This window comes from Verrucomicrobiaceae bacterium, from assembly GCA_016713035.1.
Classification (GTDB): domain Bacteria; phylum Verrucomicrobiota; class Verrucomicrobiia; order Verrucomicrobiales; family Verrucomicrobiaceae; genus Prosthecobacter.
This window is the reverse complement of the sequence record JADJPW010000009.1, coordinates 184655-201581: the sequence shown is the minus strand read 5'-3', so window position 1 is coordinate 201581 and position 16927 is coordinate 184655. Positions and strand designations below refer to the sequence as shown.

Annotated in this window: 11 protein-coding genes; 3 read left to right on the top strand and 8 right to left on the bottom strand. The window is 60.2% G+C overall.

Annotated features, from left to right (window positions below; translation table 11 throughout):
- Positions 1-91: 91 nt before the first annotated feature.
- Both IPK32_22220 and IPK32_22215 read left to right on the top strand, forming a co-directional pair.
- The gene (locus tag IPK32_22220; GenBank protein MBK8094604.1) at positions 92-2488 is read left to right on the top strand and encodes a DUF1592 domain-containing protein; all 2397 of its coding nucleotides are present in this window, start codon (positions 92-94) and stop codon (positions 2486-2488) included.
- Between the two features lie 44 nt (positions 2489-2532).
- Complete coding sequence (locus tag IPK32_22215; GenBank protein ID MBK8094603.1) at positions 2533-5442, top strand: hypothetical protein; 2910 nt, start codon at positions 2533-2535, stop codon at positions 5440-5442.
- Here IPK32_22215 and IPK32_22210 read toward each other — a convergent pair.
- From IPK32_22210 to IPK32_22195, 4 genes are read right to left on the bottom strand one after another with little or no spacing between them, the layout of a single operon-like run.
- Entirely contained in the window at positions 5402-6886 is a 1485-nt protein-coding gene (locus IPK32_22210) for an amidase (protein MBK8094602.1), read from the bottom strand. The two genes, IPK32_22215 and IPK32_22210, sit on opposite strands and share 41 nt — an antisense overlap.
- Positions 6887-6941: 55 nt before the next feature.
- Positions 6942-7238 carry a hypothetical protein gene (locus IPK32_22205; protein MBK8094601.1) on the bottom strand — a complete coding sequence of 99 codons (297 nt, stop codon included), beginning with the start codon at positions 7236-7238 and terminating at the stop codon, positions 6942-6944.
- Position 7239: 1 nt separating this feature from the next.
- On the bottom strand, positions 7240-8730 hold the full coding sequence (locus tag IPK32_22200) for a DUF1501 domain-containing protein (protein ID MBK8094600.1): 1491 nt from the start codon (positions 8728-8730) through the stop codon (positions 7240-7242).
- A gap of 11 nt (positions 8731-8741) precedes the next feature.
- Entirely contained in the window at positions 8742-9062 is a 321-nt protein-coding gene (locus IPK32_22195) for a hypothetical protein (protein ID MBK8094599.1), read from the bottom strand.
- A 9-nt stretch (positions 9063-9071) separates the two neighbouring features.
- Here IPK32_22195 and IPK32_22190 point away from each other — a divergent pair, with 9 nt between their 5' ends.
- On the top strand, positions 9072-9764 hold the full coding sequence (locus IPK32_22190) for a M23 family metallopeptidase (protein ID MBK8094598.1): 693 nt from the start codon (positions 9072-9074) through the stop codon (positions 9762-9764).
- A gap of 16 nt (positions 9765-9780) precedes the next feature.
- Here the strand turns inward: IPK32_22190 and IPK32_22185 are convergent, their stop codons facing one another.
- The 4 genes from IPK32_22185 to IPK32_22170 all read right to left on the bottom strand — a co-directional run bounded on the left by IPK32_22185 (position 9781) and on the right by IPK32_22170 (position 16881).
- Positions 9781-10719, bottom strand: coding sequence for a putative 2-dehydropantoate 2-reductase (locus IPK32_22185; protein MBK8094597.1), 939 nt, complete (start codon positions 10717-10719; stop codon positions 9781-9783).
- 603 nt (positions 10720-11322) lie between these two features.
- Positions 11323-14631 (bottom strand): ribonucleoside-diphosphate reductase subunit alpha, encoded by a 3309-nt coding sequence (locus IPK32_22180; protein MBK8094596.1) that lies wholly within the window; start codon positions 14629-14631, stop codon positions 11323-11325.
- A 107-nt stretch (positions 14632-14738) separates the two neighbouring features.
- Positions 14739-15821, bottom strand: a complete 1083-nt coding sequence (locus IPK32_22175; GenBank protein MBK8094595.1) for a ribonucleotide-diphosphate reductase subunit beta — start codon at positions 15819-15821, stop codon at positions 14739-14741.
- Between the two features lie 397 nt (positions 15822-16218).
- Entirely contained in the window at positions 16219-16881 is a 663-nt protein-coding gene (locus IPK32_22170) for an alpha/beta hydrolase (protein ID MBK8094594.1), read from the bottom strand.
- Positions 16882-16927 lie beyond the last annotated feature (46 nt).

Here is a 16927-nt window from a genome sequence, read left to right as displayed (position 1 = left end):
TCATACGCGGCACGCGCTTGCTGCTTGGTCGTTCAGGTTTTCAGATTGAAGCGTCAGTTTGGCCGTTTTTGCCACGTTTCACGGCACACACATGATGATTCGCCTGATTCCTGCGCTACTCCTGCTCGCCGCTTTGCATGCACATGCGGCCATTCCCGCCATCCAGCCATTTTTGGAGCAGCACTGCTCGGACTGCCATGATGCGGAGGTGAAAAAAGGCGGGCTCGATCTCGCCGCACTCTCTACCGATGGAGCCGATGCGGCGGCATTGAAAAAATGGGTCCGTGTTTTTGACCGAGTCGCTGCTGGTGAGATGCCACCGCCGAAAAAAAAGCACCAGCCCACTCCAGAGGCCGTGCAGGATTTCATGGGGGCACTGGGGGCTGATCTAGTGACCAAATCGAATGCTCAACGTGGCACCGTGCTCCGTCGGCTGAACCGGCGCGAGTATCAAAACACCATCAATGACCTCCTCGGCGTGAAGGTGGACATCATCGACTCGCTGCCAGAGGACGGACGCTCCCACGGGTTCGACAATGTCGGGGAGGCTCTCTCCATCTCCGGCATTCAGATGCAGCGCTACATGGAGTCCGCCGAGCTCGCCATCAATGCCGCCCTGTATCAGCCAACGCAGCCCACGAGCACCCTGCAACGCAGCACGCTCGATACCGAGCGCAATCGCAAAGACACCATCGGCAAGCAGTGGCTGCGCCGTGAGGATGGCTCCATCGTCGTCTTCAACAGTGGCGGCTTCCCCAGCACCATCATCCCAGACATCCGCACCCGAGTTGCTGGCACTTACAGGCTACGCGTCACCGGTTACGGCTATCAGATCGAGGAGCCTGTCACCTTCGCTGTCATCACGGGGAGCTTTAATTTTCGCAATGCGGACAATGTCACCCGCAGCTTCCATGAGCTCCCTGTCGGCAAGCCCGGCACAGTCGAGCTCACGCTGCACATGGATGCGAATAAAGGCATCTGGATCAGCCCGCAGGGCCTCAATGGCCCAGATGGCCATTCGCCGGTCAAAGATGGCCCAAGTAAGTATCCCGGCGAAGGCATGGCTTTTCAGGAAATCACGCTCGAAGGCCCGCTGGAGACCGAATGGCCACCGAAGGGCCAAAAACTGCTCCTCGGTGATGCAAAGCTCCGCGAGCTGCCGCCAGAAAAACCCTGGATGAAAGGCAAAGCTGGCTACAAGCCCATCTATGCGGCTGAATCACCTGATCCTGTCGCCGCTTCGCGCAAAAACATCGCCGCATTTATCACCGCTGCCTTTCGCCGCCCCGCTACCGCCGCAGATGCAGAGCCCTACATCAAGCTCTTCGATACCGAATTCGCCGACAGCAGCGACTTCCTCGCCGCCATGCGCACGGCTGCCATCGCGGTGCTTTGCTCACCAGAGTTCCTCTTTCTCAAAGAGCCCGCAGGCAGGCTCGATGACCTCCAGCTCGCCTCACGACTGAGCTACTTCCTCACTCGCAGCACGCCGGATGCAGAGCTGCTCGCGGCGAAGCTCACACAGCCAGAGGTGCTGCGCTCACAGACCGAGCGGCTGCTGAAAGCGGCGACACTGGAGCGCTTCGTTATCGACTTCACCGATGGTTGGCTGAATCTGCGTGAGATTGAGTTCACCACACCGGACAAGCAGCTCTACCCCGAGTACGATGAGCTGCTGCTCGATAGCATGCTGCGTGAGACTCGCCGCTTCATCGCCCATCTCATCGAGGAGAATCTCAGCATCGCCAACATCATCGACAGTGACTTTGCCATGCTGAATAAGCGGCTCGCACAGCACTACGGCATCCCAGATGTCACCGGCGTGGAGCTGCAAAAGATCAAGTTGCCACCAGACAGCCACCGGGGCGGAGTCTTGACCCAGGCCAGTGTTTTGAAAGTCAGCGCCAATGGCACCAATACCTCCCCCGTCGTGCGTGGTGTGTGGGTCATGGACCGCATCCTCGGCCTGGAGCCACCGCCGCCGCCACCTGGCGTCCCTGGCGTGGAGCCAGACATCCGCGGAGCCACCACGCTGCGTGAGCAGCTCGCGAAGCACAGCACGCTGGAGAGCTGCAATGCCTGCCACCGCGTCATTGATCCGCCCGGCTTCGCTTTGGAAAACTACGACGTCATCGGCGGCTGGCGTGAGCGCTTCCGCAGCATCGACCAAGGCGAAAAAGTCGATTTGAAGGTCGAAGGCCGCAAAGTGCGCTACCGCCTGGGTCCACCCGTCGATGCCACGGGCGAAATGCCCGGTGGAGAGAAATTCGCCCACCTCGATGATTTGAAAAAGCTCCTGCTAGCTGATCCAGACCGCATCGCCCGCTGTGTCGCGGAAAAGCTCCTCACCTTTGCCACGGGGCGGCCCATGGGCTTCTCAGACCGCAGCGCACTCGATCAGCTCGTGGCTCAGTCCAAGAAAAAAGGCCACACCATGCGGGATATGATCCACGCCATCGTCCAAAGTGAAGTTTTCAGCAGCAAGTGAGCACCCAGCGGCAGAAGCGGGGCCGATGCATCGTTTTCTTGCGCATGAAACTCCCCGCCCTGCTCGCTGCTGCCATCTCCCTATGCGCTTCGTTTGTCCATGCAGACATCGCTGTGGGTCGATATGACCTGAAACAGATCCGTGATGTCTCCACGCTGGAGACCAAGGTCATCGAAGACTGGCATCTGAATCCTAAAGACGCATCCATCCGCCAAAAGCTCGTCGAAATCACCGTCTGCGAATGGTGGCCCGGCATGAAGGTGCGGCTACCCGTGACGATGCTGGCCCCAGCGAGCGGTGTTTGCACGAATGTGCTCATCGAGAACACGGGCGTGCAGATGAAAGTGGCCGCCGCCACCGGCGCAAAGCTCCGCCTGCTCAAGGAGCATGGTGTTGGCCTCGTCTTCATCGGCATGGTGCCCATTGATGCGATGGAGCCCATCGGAAAGCTGCACCTCATGATGGAGGAGCACTTCATCCAGACGAAGGATACTCGCTACACGCCTGCCTGGATCTGGGGCATCAGCGACATGCGGGCACTCACCGCAGCAGTGGCAGAGAAGGCGGTGTTTCAGCCGCAGAAAGTCATGGCCACGGGCGGATCAAAGCGCGGAGTCGCCACCGCAGCCGCAGGCATCGCCGATGATCGCTTCACCGCCATCATGCCCGTCGTAGCGCCTGTGATCGAGAGTCCTGGCGGCCCGTATGTCGAAGGCATGATGCCCGCCGCGATCACCCAGATGAATGAGGCATTCCTCGCAGCCATGACCGATCCTGTAGGCCGTGAGAAGCTGCTTATTCGTCAAAAAGCCCGCTCCGACGAGCGCATCACGGTAAAGATGGCCCGCGACGCTGGCTGGAGTGATGCGGAGATGAAGACCGCCTGCAACGCCGCCTGGGAGGCCTGCCGCACGACCAATTACCTCAGCGTCCTCAAACAGCGCGGCACAGAGATTTTTTATAACCAGGGATCGAATGACAATGTGAGTCCTGGACTCGTCGAGCTCGGTCGTCGTCACCCCGAGCTGCCTATCTACATCGTGCCGGGTGGTCAGCATGGCGGAGCCAAGGAGGCCGGCTTTGTCAAAGCCGTGAATGGTTTGCCCGAGGTGGATAAGAATCTCTACGCCTTTGCCCAGCATCACTTCTTTAGCGCACGCCGCATGGTCGCCCCGCCGAAGATCACCCACCAGTGGGACAAAACCACCCGGCAGCTCGCGGTGACGGCCATTTTCCCAGATGGCACAGAACCGCAGGAAAACACACTCTGGTGGTCCGTGGACCGCCACCCCGACTACAGCATCCAGATGGAGTTCGATCCATGGGCCTCCATCCCGATGAAAAAACCGCCGCCGCCACCTACACCGGTGCCGCGACGATTCAGGGGGAGGTGCAGACGCTCGACTTCATCACCGTGCATGCGCATCAGGAAAAGGGCAGCACACTCACGCTATCCAGCTCAGAAATCCGTCTCGAATAGCGTCGCGAGTCAGCAGCATGGTGAAGGGAATACGAGCCAGAAAGCGTTGGTTTGGCTACGCATGACTCTCTCGAAGCTCCTACTCACTAGCTTGGCCCTTTGCGGCATGATCGCCGCCACCCAGGCCCAAGAAAAAGTCTTCAAAGCCGGTGCTGCGACGAGCAACATCACGCCGCCGCTAGGCATGGAGATCGTGGGAAACTTCGCCCCGCGTCCCATCGCCAACCATGTGCATGATGAGCTGCATGTGCGCTGCCTTGTGCTCGATGATGGCAGCGCCAAGCTGGCTTTTGCCGTAGCGGATACCATTTCACTCGGACGCGATGTGTGGGACGAGGCGAAGGCCAAAATCGAGGCCGCTACCGGCATTCCGAGCGCGAACATGATGTTCTCCGGCACGCACACGCACTCCAGCGTCTCTGCGATCACGAACAAGGATCCCTCACTCGATTACCGCCGTTTCATCATCTCCCGCGTGGTCGATGGGGTGCGGCGTGCGGTGCATAATCTGGAGCCTGCCCGCATCGCCTGGGGCACGGGCAAGGTGCCGCAGCACGTCTTTAATCGCCGCTATCTCCTCAAGGAAGGAGCCACCAATGCGAACCCCTTCGGCGGGCTGGACCGCGCGGTGATGAATCCGAGTAGCCTCCTGCGTCCGCGCCTCGCTGGTCCTGCCGGGCCGACGAATCCAGAGGTCTATTGCCTCTCCGTGCAGGCTACGGATGGGCACCAGATCGCTCTGATGGCGAACTATTGGCTGCACTACGTCGGTGGGGTGAACAAAGAGGATTTATCCGCAGACTACTTCGGCGAGTTCTGCCGCCGCATCGAGCAGGCGCTAGCAGCGCCCTGTGTCGGCATCCTCGCCAATGGCCCTTGCGGGGACGTGAACAACAACGACTACAGCGGCAAGACACCCAGTGTGAAGCGTGAGCCGTATGAGAAGATCCAAATCGTCGCGCAGGACCTCGCTCAGGAGGTGCTGCGGGTACACCGATCGCTGAAGCATCAAGACTGGGTACCGCTGAAAGCTGCGGTGAGCGATTTGGAGCTCGCGGTGCGGCGACCGACGCCGGAGATGGTGAAATGGGCTGAAAGCGTGCTCGCAAAGCCGAAGGGCGCAGAGCCGCTCCACCGCCTAGAGCAGCCCTACGCGGAGAGAACACTCGCCGCACGCGATGCGAAGCCAGAAACGATCCAGGCACCGATCCAGGCCTTCCGCATCGGCGAGCTCGGCATCACCGCGATCCCGTTTGAGGTCTTCACCGAGATCGGACTGGAGCTCAAAGCTCGCAGCCCGTTCAAAGACACCTTCACCATCGAGCTAGCGAATGGCAGCCATGGTTACTTGCCCACACCACGCCATCATGACCTGGGTGGATATGAAACGTGGCTCGGCACCAATCGCGTCGAACGAGAGGCCTCGGTGAAAATCACCGCGCGGGCCCTGGAGATGCTCCAGCGTGTGAAGTGAGCCCACGCTCCAGCGCATGGCCGATGCGGAGCAGCAGTGGCTCTGTATGCGCCGTGCTGAAAATGGAAAAACCCACCGGCAGTGGCCCCACACGGCCCATCGGCAGCGTGAGGTGCGGATAGCCTGCCGTGGCGGGCACCGTGGAGCAGCCGCGACCACCTGCGCGGCGTGTGTAGTCCGTTTTTTCCGCTGGATCACTGGTGGAGAGCACCAGGGCATCCAGCCGCTGCTCACGCAGCACTTTGTCGATGCCTTCATCGCGTGCGAGTCGCCGTGCTTCCTCGCGTACGGCACGAGTTTCAGCGCGGGCGCTTTCGGTGTTCAGCTTCGCGGCCATTTCCAGCAGCTCTTGGCCGAAGTGCGGCATTTCCTTCTCTCGATTCGTTTCATTGAAGGCGATCACATCCTCCATGCTGCGCATTTTGGAGCTCGTGGTGGCGAGATAGGCATCCAGATCATCGCGGAACTCGCCCAGCATCGCACGGAAGCGCAGTGCCGCGATCTCACGCGTGTGCGGCAGCTCTGTCTCGATGATTTCTGCGCCGAGTGCTCGCAGCACATCCAGAGCGGCCTGCGTGAGCGTTTGCACCTCTTCACGATCGCCATTGAGATGGCGTAAAAAACCCAGGCGCAGGCCTCGTAGATCCGTTTTGACCAGATCGGTGGTGAAATCACTCGGCGCATGCTCACCCAGCACCTGCATGAGCAGCGCGGCATCCGCGACACTGCCCGCCATCGGGCCTGCGGTGTCTTGCCAATGCGTGATGGGCACGATGCCACGCCCGCTGATGCGACCGAGTGTGGGCTTCAGCCCCACCACGCCACAGGCACTGGCAGGACTGACGATGGAGCCATCCGTCTCCGTGCCGATAGCTCCGGCGCACATCCGCGCAGCCACCGCAGCGGCAGAGCCCGAGCTGGAGCCACTGGGATTGTACTCCGGCGCATGCGGATGCCGCGTCTGGCCCCCGCGTGCGCTCCATCCGCTGGTGGAGTGAGTGGAGCGCATGTTTGCCCACTCGCTGAGATTGGTTTTTCCTAGCAGCACAGCACCCGCTGCTCGCAGCCGCTTCACCAGCGGCGCATCTGCCTGCGGGCGTGAATCGAGCAGCGCCAGCGATCCCGCCGTGGTGAGCATGCGATCGGCCGTTTCGATGTTGTCTTTGATCAAGATGGGCACGCCATGCAGTGCACCGCGTGTCTGGGTGGCATCCAGCTTCCGGGCGATATCGAGTGCATCTGGATTGAGCTCGATCACGGCATGGATCGCGCCATCCAACTGCCGGATGCGCTCCAGATACCGCTCTGTCACCTGCACCGCGCTGAAGTGACCCGCACGCAACCCCGCTGCTAGGTCCACCAGCGACTCCGGCATCTCCGCAGGCCGTGAAGAGCACGCCGGGAGTGCTGCGAGCGCTGCATGGGCAAAGTGGCGGCGGGTCATAAGCTAAAAGTCATCGTGAATAATGGCTCACACTGATTCAGCGAGGTCATTATTTTCAGAGCGCTTCCGAATTACTTGGTTGGGGATGGTCAGCATCGTAGAACCATCGAAATAGCAGCCAGATCATCGGCAAGAGTGTCAGCGTTTGCAAAAGGCCGACCCAAAAACACCAATAGGCCATTCGAATACCAACCAAACGACAACCTGATTTCTCGATTTGATTCATGGCTCGCCAGCCAACGAATACCGCAAACGGACCAAATGGGGCAACGAATGTACCCACAAAACCCAGCGCAAGCCGACGACTCAAATCACACTGAGTTTTCAACTCTAAAGGGACATCCGGCTGCATTTTAAGCCAATACTCCTTTCACGAGATGCCCGTGCACATCGGTGAGGCGATAGCGGCGGCCTTGGAACTTGTAGGTGAGCCGCTCGTGGTCGATGCCGAGCAGGTGCATCAGCGTGGCGTGGAAATCGTGGATGTGCAGGCCATCGCGGGCCACGTTGTAGCCGAAGTCGTCTGTCTCGCCATACACGCTGCCGGCCTTGATGCCGCCACCGGCCATCCAGGCACTGAAACAGCGCGGATGATGATCACGCCCGAAGTTGGCACTGATTTTTCCCTGGCAGTAATTCGTGCGGCCGAATTCACCACCCCAGACGACGAGCGTGTCATCCAGCAGGCCGCGCTGCTTCAGATCCTTCACCAGCGCAGCGGCGGGCTGATCGGTCTCTTTGCAGAGCCGGGGTAGTGCTCCTGGCAGCCCACCGTGATGATCCCAGTCCTGATGATAGAGCTGGATGAAGCGCACACCGCGCTCTGCGAGCCGCCGTGCTTGCAGGCAGTTCGCCGCGAAGGTGCCCGGCGTCTTCACATCTGGGCCATAGCTGTCGAGGATGTGCTGCGGCTCATCCTGGATGCCGGTGGCCTCTGGGATGCTGCTCTGCATGCGGTAGGCCATTTCATAATGGTCGATGCGGTTTGCGATCTCGGCATCAGGCGTGCCTGCGAGCTGGTGCTGATGCAGCTCTTTGAGCCGATCCAGCATCATGCGGCGGCTTTTTTCGTCCACGCCGTCTGGATTGCCCAGATAGAGCACGGGGTCCTTCGCAGCACGAAAAAGCACGCCTTGATGCTTCGTGGGCAAAAAGCCGCTTCCCCACAGATGAGCGCCCAATGGCTGCCCACCTTTGCCTTTGGTGATCAGGACGACAAAAGACGGCAAATTGGCATTTTCTGCCCCTAGGCCGTAGCTGAGCCACGCGCCCATGCTGGGCCTGCCGGCGATCTGGGAGCCTGTTTGGAAAAAAGTCACTCCAGGGCCGTGATTGATGCTTTCCGTGTACATCGACCGCACGACGCACATCTCATCCGCGATGCTTGCGGTGTGTGGGAGCAGCTCGCTGAAGGTAGCGCCTGCCTGCCCGTGCTGGGTGAATTTGAAAGGCGAGCCCACCATCGGGATCGACGATTGATTGCCCGACATGCCCGTGAGGCGCTGCCCACCGCGCACGCTATCGGGGAGCTGCTCGCCGTGGCGCTGATTGAGCAGCGGCTTGTGATCGAAGAGGTCCAGATGCGAAGGCCCGCCGGACATGAAGAGGTAGATGATGCGCTTCGCCCTCGCGAAATGATGCGTGCTACCCAGCACCCCACGATCGACTGCCGCTGCGGCGGCTCCGAGGCTCTCCTGAGCGAGCATTTCATTCAAGGCGATCCCGCCCAGACCGAGTCCGAAGCGTTGGAGCAAAGTGCGGCGATGGAAGGGATGTGGGGACAAGGGCGGAGGCGTTGGAGATTGCAGTGGATCAATACAAGGCTTGATCGGTGGGCTTTTCATCTTCTGTGCGCTCACTTGCCGGTGAAAAGCGGCATCAAAAAGCCCAGGAGAAAGATGAGGAAGAGGATCAGCCCCGCCCAGAACCATAGGCTGTGGCGATTGCCACTGATGGACGCGGAACGTCTGCTGCCCTGGCCGAACTCGCGGGCCACGAAGTCCTCGTAATCGAAGTCATCTTCATCGGGGAGATCCAGCCCATCGCGAGAGCGTGCATCGTCGGGGTCACGCCAGCCGGATTTCTCACATGCGCCGCAATCATCGCATGCAGCGCGGCCTTTGGGGACCCATTCGCCACACGCGGGGCATTGACCTGGAGGATGGAAACGTGCCATGCTAGCAGCATGGCCTTCATCCGCGTTCTCGCCATTCTTTTTAGCCTGCTGCTGGTGGGCGCTGCCGCCGTGTTCTGGTGGTGGCGCTCGCATGGTGTCACCAGCAGCATCATGCAGATGGTGGAGGCTCCAGCAGACCCGGCCTTTTACCGGCTGACGCCGCAGGAGGTGGTGACGCTACCGCTGGCCGTGCGCTTTGACATGCCCATGGGCTCCCAGCACGGAGCGCTGACTTACAATGCGCGGGCCTTCCGCATCTCGCGGCATTTGGGGGATGATCTCAATGGCATCGGCGGTGAGAATTCCGACCTCGGTGACGCCGTCTATGCCGCTGGTGATGGCCGCGTGGTGTACACCGGCATGCCGGGCTCGGGTTGGGGGAAAATGATCATCGTGGCGCATCGCTTGCCTGCGGGGGATGAGCTAGGCCCCGTGGTGCAGACGATGTATGCGCATTTGCAGGACATGAGCGTGAAACCTGGCCAGCTCGTGCGCCGTGGCGAGCCCATTGGCCACGTGGGCACGGCGGAGGGTGCCTATCTGGCCCATCTGCACTTTGAGGTCCGCACCGGCCCCTACATCAATCCCGCCGAAGGCTACGCCGACACACCGCTCAATCGCGTGTCGCCAGAAAAATTCATCGCCCAGCGCCGTGGTGCTGGTGCGACGAGCCTGAGCCCCGCGCCAGCATGGATGGAATGACGGCGCTCAGCGCCACTCACGCAGCTGCTGCGGCCACTTTTTGACGGATCTCGGCCAGTAGCGCTGCCACACGCGGCATGCGCAGCCCTGCTTGCTCGGCTCGCCGGATGGGCTCCGCCCAGATCGCGTCGATCTCCACCTCGCGACCGGCTTGGAAGTCGATCAGGCTACTCGGCTTATAGCCAGCCATGGTCCGAGTGCGCTCGATCATGTTTTCGATCAGGCCCGCAGGCATCGCGTGGCCGAGCTGCGTCGCTGTTTCGATGATCTCGGCCATCAGCTCACGCACACGCTGCTCCAGCGCGGTATCCGCCAGGATAGCGGCTGTATCGACACCGCCTGCGGCGATGGACAGGCCATTGAAAGGGATGTTCCAGACCAGCTTCTTCCACCGCGCCGTTCGTAGCTGCTGCTCCACGCTACAGGAGATGCCAGCGCCTTTCAGCAGCGCGGCCAGCGCCCGCGTACGCTCCAGCGGGGCCTCTGCATGCTCCCCCAGGGCGATATGCCCCTGCGCCAGATGCACGATCACCCCTGGAGCCGTGCGATTGATGCACACGAAGCACAGCCCACCCAGCACACGCTCACTACCAAAGTGCTGTGCGAGGAAGTCATCACTGCCCAGGCCATTTTGGAGCGTCAGGATCAGCGTGTCCTCACGGAGCAGCGGTGGCAGCAGATCGAGCAGCAGATCATTGGCCGTGGCCTTCAGCGCCACGATCACCAGATCACAGGGGCCGATCTCGCTCGTCTCCCGGTGACAATGCACCTGCGGCAAGATGAAATCCCCCTCATGGCTCTGCACCCGCAGTCCATCGCGCTGCACCGCCGCATAATCCGAGCGCAGCAAAAAATGCACCTCATGCCCATGCTGTGCCAATCGAGCCCCATAATACCCCCCCACGGCTCCAGAGCCGACGACTGCGATGCGGGGTGATGTGGGTAACGTGTCCAATCCCGCCGAGAAAAGCCCATTCCTCCCACCCCTTCAATCTTGTTCGTATGGCCCCAAAAGTGGCGCTGACGCGTTCAAAAGAGCATGGCGAAAAGGCCGCCTGGGCGCGGTTTTTGGCCAAAAAGGCCGTTTTTGCACGAAAAAGGCCCTTTTCCCGCCATTTGGGGTCCCCACTCCGCCGCTCGGGGGCTTCGTTCCGCCGTGCGGGGGCTCCGTTCCGTCGTTCGGGGGCTTCGTTCCGCCATGCGGGGGCTTCGTTCCGCCGTGCGGGGGCTCCGTTCCGTCGTTCGGGGGCTCCGTTCCGTCGTTCGGGGGCTCCGTTCCACCGCTCGGGAGCTCCGTTCCACCGCTCGGGAGCTTCGTTCCGCCACGCGGGGGCTCCGTTCCACCGTGCGGGGGCTCTGTTCCACCGTGCGGGGAATGAGCCTTTTGGCAGAATGGCAGCCGGTTGAGACGCTGCCGCCGTGGTTGACCAAAACGAGAGAGGCCGCGCCGTTTTGCTGCGAATGGCCATGCTCAAGTGGCAAGGCTTGCAGCCGTGACATCGTTTGTCTGACGGGTCGGCCCCGTCAGACAAAAGTCAGAGTGAAATGAAGAAAGGCATTACTGACAAGCCTCGCACGTTCCGCCATTTCGCATGGCTTCGATGGAGCAGGCCATGGCTTCTTCGGATGTGTATTCGCGTTTATTGGCGTTGGCTTGGCCGATGAGGCCGCGCATTTCTTTTTCGACTTCGGCGGTGCTTTTTTCGATGTTGGAGGCGCTGCGGGTGCGGAGGTAGTAGGTGGTTTTGAGGCCTTTTTTCCACGCTCCACGGTACATGTGGCTGAGGGTGCTGAGCTCGCCACCACCAAAGAAGAGGTTCACGCTCTGGCTCTGGTCGATCCATTTCTGACGGCGGGCGGCGGCGTCCACGAGCCAGCTCCAGTCGATGCTGAAGGCGGTGGCGTAGCGGCGCTTCAGATCGACGGGGATTTCGTCGATGCCTTCGATTTCGCCGTCCATGTATTTGAGCTTGTTCTGGATTTCTTCGTTCCAGAGGCCGCGTTTTTTGAGGTCGCGGATGAGGTAGGGATTGAGGACCATGAAGTCGCCGGAGAGGTTGGACTTCACGAGCATGTTGCTCATCAATGGCTCGATGCAGGGGCTGGAGCCCATGATGTTGCTGATGGTGGCGGTGGGGGCGATGGCGAGGACGTTGCTGTTGCGCATGCCTTGCTTGGCGATTTTCGCACGGAGGGCGCTCCAGTCCATTTTGCCGCCGCGTGGGAGGTCGATTTCGACGCCGCGCTCTTTTTCGAGCATGTCGATGGTGTCTTGGGGGAGGATGCCACGGGACCATTTGCTGCCCTGGTAGGTGGAGTAGGTGCCACGCTCGGCGGCGAGGTCGCTGGAGGCCTCGTAGGCGTAGTAGGCGATGGCTTCCATGGCTTCGTCGTTGAATTCGACGGCTTCTTTGGAGGCGAAGGGGATGCCTTTGCGGTAGAGGGCGTATTGGAGGCCCATGACGCCGAGGCCGATGGGGCGGTGGCGCTCGTTGGAGGTCTTGGCGGCTCCGGTGGGGTAGAAGTTGATGTCGATGACGTTGTCGAGCATGCGCACGGCGGTGCGGATGGTCTCGCGGAGGCGTGCGTGGTCGATGTGGCCTGCGTCGTCGAGGTGGTTGTCGATGAGGACGGAGCCGAGGTTGCAGACGGCGGTCTCGTCTGCGGAGGTGTTCAGGGTGATCTCGGTGCAGAGATTGGAGCTGTGGATGACGCCGACGTGATCCTGAGGGCTGCGGACGTTGCAGGGGTCTTTGAAGGTGATCCAGGGGTGACCGGTTTCAAAGATGGCTTTGAGCATCTTTTTCCACAGGTCGATGGCGGGCATTTCTTTGCTGTGGATTTTGCCTTCGCGGGCGAGGACTTCGTATTCGCAGTAGCGTTTTTCGAAGGCGGAGCCGTAGAGCTCATGGAGGTCGGGGACTTCGTTGGCGCGGAAGAGGGTCCAGTTTTCACGGGCTTCCATGCGCTTCATGAAGACGTCTGGGATCCAGTTGGCGGTATTCAGGTCGTGGGTGCGGCGGCGCTCGTCGCCGGTGTTCACACGGAGCTGGAGGAAGTCTTCGATGTCGTTGTGCCAGATCTCAAGATAGGCGCAGCCGGAGCCACGGCGCTTGCCGCCTTGATTGACGGCGATGAGCTGGTCGTTGTGGAGCTTGAGGAAGGGGATGACGCCTTGGGATTCGCCGTTGGTGCCTTTGATGTAGCCGCCGGTGCCGCGGACACTGGTCCAGGAGCCGCCGAGGCCGCCTGCCCACTTGGAGAGGAAGGCGTTTTCCGCGATGCCGCGGATCATGATGGACTCGATGCTGTCGTCCACTTTGTAGAGGTAGCAGGAGCTGAGCTGGGAGTGGAGGGTGCCGCTGTTGAAGAGGGTAGGGGTGCTGGAGCAGAAGCGGCGGCCTTTGTACATCTTGTAGATGCCGGCGATCTTTTCTTCGGGGGTGTCTTTTTCGCCGAGGTTCAGGCCCATGGCGACGCGCATCCAGAAGAGCTGCGGGGTCTCGAGGCGCTTGTTGGGCTTGGTCTTTTTATCGACGATGAGGTAGCGGTCGTAGAGGGTCTGGATGCCGAGGAAGTCGAAGTCGAGATCGGCGGCGGGGTCGAGGCTGTCGGCGAGCTTGTCGAGATCGAATTCGAGGAGCTTGGGGTTGTAGCGCTCGATTTCGACGCCACGGGCGAGATTGCGGCGGAAGGTGCGGCGGTGGAAGTCGCGGAGGCTCTCGATGCCATCGCGGACGATGTCCCAGCCGAGGACTTCCTCGTAGATGTAGCTGAGGAGGATGCGGCCGGAGAATTTCGCGAAGTCAGCGTCCTTCTGCATGAGGGTCTTCGCATTGAGGATGACGGTTTTGCGAAGGTCTTCGGTGGAGATGTCGGAGTTCAGGGAGCGGCGTAGCTCCATCTCGATGTCTGCACGGCTGAGGCAGAGGTCGAGGCCGAGGGAGGCAAAGTCGATGCGCTTTTTCAGGTCGGTGCCATCCCAGAGGAAGGAGTTGCCGTCGGCGGTTTTGATGAGGAGGAGGGCCTGCTGGTTTTCGCTTTCGGTGGCCTCTGCTTCTGCGACTTGCTGCTCTTCTTCGGTGCGCATGTTGTTGCGCAGGGCACGGTACTGGATGTAGGCGCGGGCGACTTTGAAGTAGCCCTGCTTCATGAGCTCTTCTTCGACCAGGTTTTGCACGTCTTCGATGTGCATAAACTGCTTGTTCTCTTCTGCGATGATGCGGCCGATGGACTCGGCGATGGAGACGGCAGGGGAGGAGTCGAGCTCGAGGGAGAGGAAGGCCTTGCGGACGGCGATCTCGATTTTGTTATGGTTCCAGGGGACGAGCTGGCCGCTGCGGCGGATGACTTTGGTATTCACGATGAGGGGGAGAGGGGTGCTGCCGGCGAAGGGGTCGTAGTCGGCGTTGTGCTTGCGACGCTCGGCCAGGGAGCGGGCGACGTCATATTTGTTTTGCTTCACGAGGGCACGCTCGATGCACTGGTGGATGTCTCGCGTGTTCAGTGTGACGGCGCTGCTGCTGCCGTCTGCGAGCTGGGTGCTGCGCTGGCAGAGCTCCTCCGTGACGACGCGGGCGATCTGCTGCACGAAGGCACGGTTTTCGTCCGAAAAGATCTCACCCTCACGCTGGCGGGAGGTGAACAGGTCTGCGAGTGCTCCGCCGACGGTGTCCATGATCTCGGAGGAGTCGAAGTCGCGCTCACTGCCGCCGATGACCACTTTCATGCCCGTGGGCAGAGTGGGCTCTGGCCGCGCGGGTGCGGCAGAGGCGAGGGAGCGCCACTCATAGCGGGTGCGTTGGTCTTTCGGGGCTTTGTTGATCTTGCGGAGGACCGCATCTTCTTGGAGCAGACTGGCAATCATGGGAGGGAGGATGTTGTTGGATTTTGATTAACAGATGCGGGGCATTGGATCGGATGAAAAACCTCCGTCGGAGGCTCCCGACGTGGGCTTTGCATCACAGAAAGGATTTAGAGGTCGTCGTCGGAGGAGTGGGAGAGGGCAGAGGACTTTTGGTAATCGGTGACTTTGCCTTCGAAGAAGTTCTGCTCCTTGCGCACGTCCATGAGGTCGGCCAGCCAAGGGAGCGGGTTTTTCACGCCCGGATTCAGGGCGGGCAGGCCGCAGCCCGCGAGGCGGCGGTCGGCGATGAAGTCGATGTATTGCTCGAATTCCGCTGCGCTGAGGCCCACGGCATTCACGGGCAGGCAGTCGCGGATGAAGTTTTTCTCCAGAGCGATGGCCTCGCGCATGATGGCGACGAGTTCTTCGCGGAACTCCGGCGTCCACAGGTCTGGATTTTCCTCCACGAGGTCCATGAAGAGATTGCGGAAGACTTCGATGTGGTTGCTCTCATCCCGCAGGGTGTAGCGGAACATCTGGCCGATGCCGGGGAACTTATTCTGGCGATAGAGGGCCAAAATCATGCCGAAAAGGCCATAAAACTGCGTCCCCTCCATGCACTGACCGAACATGAAGATGTTGCGGGCGAGGAGTTGCTTGTTCTCCAGCTTCGTGAGGTCCAAATCACGGCGCATGCTGTTGGAGATGCGGGTGACGAATTCGTTCTTGGCGACGATCGTGGGGATCTGCTCGAACATGGCCTCGCACTCATGCGGATTGATGCCCAGGGAGGAAATCATGTACAGCAGCGAGTCGGCGTGGATGTTTTCCTCATGCGCATGGCGGCCCAGGACGAGCTTCAGCTCCGGCGCAGTCACCAGCTCACGCACGACGTGCTGGATATTGTCCCCCACGATGCCCTCGGCGGCGGAAAAGTAGCCGATGCCCATCATGATGATCCAGCGCTCATTTTCGCTGACTTCCTTGGAGCGCCACTGCTCCACATCCTTCTGCATCTGGATGTCCTCTGGCTCCCAGTGGTTCGCCTTCATGATGCGGTAGAGATCATAGGCCCACTGGTACTTCAGCGGCAGGAGATTGAAGGTCATCGACTTGCGGCCATTGATGACTTTTTTGGCCGCGTAGGCGGCTTCGGCTTTCTCTTGATCGAGAGGGAACTCACGGTTGCCAATCTTGTATGATTTTTGCATGTCTAAATTCGGGAGGAGTGAAGGGATTCAGGAGGGGCGGAAGGTCAAGAAAACAGGAAATTGGCGGAATGGACAGTGAGCATTATAAATACCATATATGCATACCGGAATGTCATCATGCACAATATCTTGTGCTTTGACCAGAAAAAAAACCCACAGGTTGGGTCAGAAATCGTTTCCCATTGGAGTTTCGTGGGTTCCACGCCGTAAATATTTTTTGAGCGGAAAAAGGCCAACTCTGAATCCCAAATTTGAGAGGCTTTTCGGTCCTGATTTTGGCCCAAAATACCAAAAAGACCAAAAAAACCGTTATCGAAGCAACCGCTCCGAACTCCATTATTTGAGTCCCGAGTCGGTTTTGCGACCTTTTCGCGATTTTTGATGCCCCCAGGCCTTTTTACGGCTTCGGAAAATACCCGTGCCGAATGAAGTGCTCCGCCGCTTTCAGAATCCATGGCCGCCACATGATCCAGGTGTGCCCTGCTGGCATGACGCAAAAATCCTTCAGCCCTGGGACGCGGCCGCCCTCCACGGTGACGACCCCATCGGACTGAGTGCCCAACCACTGCCTGAAAAAGGGTAAATTCGCCTGATCGCCCATGATCACGCCCGTCTCCGCGGGCACAGCTCCGAGTCGGCGTGGGGTGGAATGAGCCCCAGTGCCGAGCTCCCGCAGCACCGGGCCCATGATCTTCTTTGCCACGACCCATTCACCCAGTTTATCCACGATCTCGCTGCCGTTGTTCGGCGGAGCCAGCAGCACCGCCCGCCCCAGGGGGAAGCCTTCGGCATAATCTGCTGCCCAAGCACGAAAAACGATGCCCCCGAGGGAATGCGTGACGAAATGCACCTGCTCCACCCCTGGTTGTGCGGAGATTCTCGCGAGCTGTGGTGCCACATGCTCCCGCACGGCCTCATCCACACCGATCTTCCGTGACGGATAAGACACATACGCCACGCTGTAGCCCGCTTTGCGGAACCACAATCCGGCCGCAAGCATGCTGCGAGGCGTACGTGCGAGTCCGTGGAGTAAAATGACGGTTTGGTTCTTTAAACTCATGTGTCTATGAGGTAATCAGGAACCGAAACCCAAGAATACAGCATTG

What these genes read in the sequence shown, in the direction of transcription:
- IPK32_22220 (MBK8094604.1), top strand. Translation starts at nt 92, where the DNA reads ATGATGATTCGCCTGATTCCTGCGCTACTCCTGCTCGCCGCTTTGCAT.
- IPK32_22215 (MBK8094603.1), top strand. Translation starts at nt 2,533, where the DNA reads ATGAAACTCCCCGCCCTGCTCGCTGCTGCCATCTCCCTATGCGCTTCG.
- IPK32_22210 (MBK8094602.1), bottom strand. Translation starts at nt 6,886, where the DNA reads ATGACCCGCCGCCACTTTGCCCATGCAGCGCTCGCAGCACTCCCGGCG.
- IPK32_22205 (MBK8094601.1), bottom strand. Translation starts at nt 7,238, where the DNA reads ATGCAGCCGGATGTCCCTTTAGAGTTGAAAACTCAGTGTGATTTGAGT.
- IPK32_22200 (MBK8094600.1), bottom strand. Translation starts at nt 8,730, where the DNA reads ATGAAAAGCCCACCGATCAAGCCTTGTATTGATCCACTGCAATCTCCA.
- IPK32_22195 (MBK8094599.1), bottom strand. Translation starts at nt 9,062, where the DNA reads ATGGCACGTTTCCATCCTCCAGGTCAATGCCCCGCGTGTGGCGAATGG.
- IPK32_22190 (MBK8094598.1), top strand. Translation starts at nt 9,072, where the DNA reads ATGGCCTTCATCCGCGTTCTCGCCATTCTTTTTAGCCTGCTGCTGGTG.
- IPK32_22180 (MBK8094596.1), bottom strand. Translation starts at nt 14,631, where the DNA reads ATGATTGCCAGTCTGCTCCAAGAAGATGCGGTCCTCCGCAAGATCAAC.
- IPK32_22175 (MBK8094595.1), bottom strand. Translation starts at nt 15,821, where the DNA reads ATGCAAAAATCATACAAGATTGGCAACCGTGAGTTCCCTCTCGATCAA.
- IPK32_22170 (MBK8094594.1), bottom strand. Translation starts at nt 16,881, where the DNA reads ATGAGTTTAAAGAACCAAACCGTCATTTTACTCCACGGACTCGCACGT.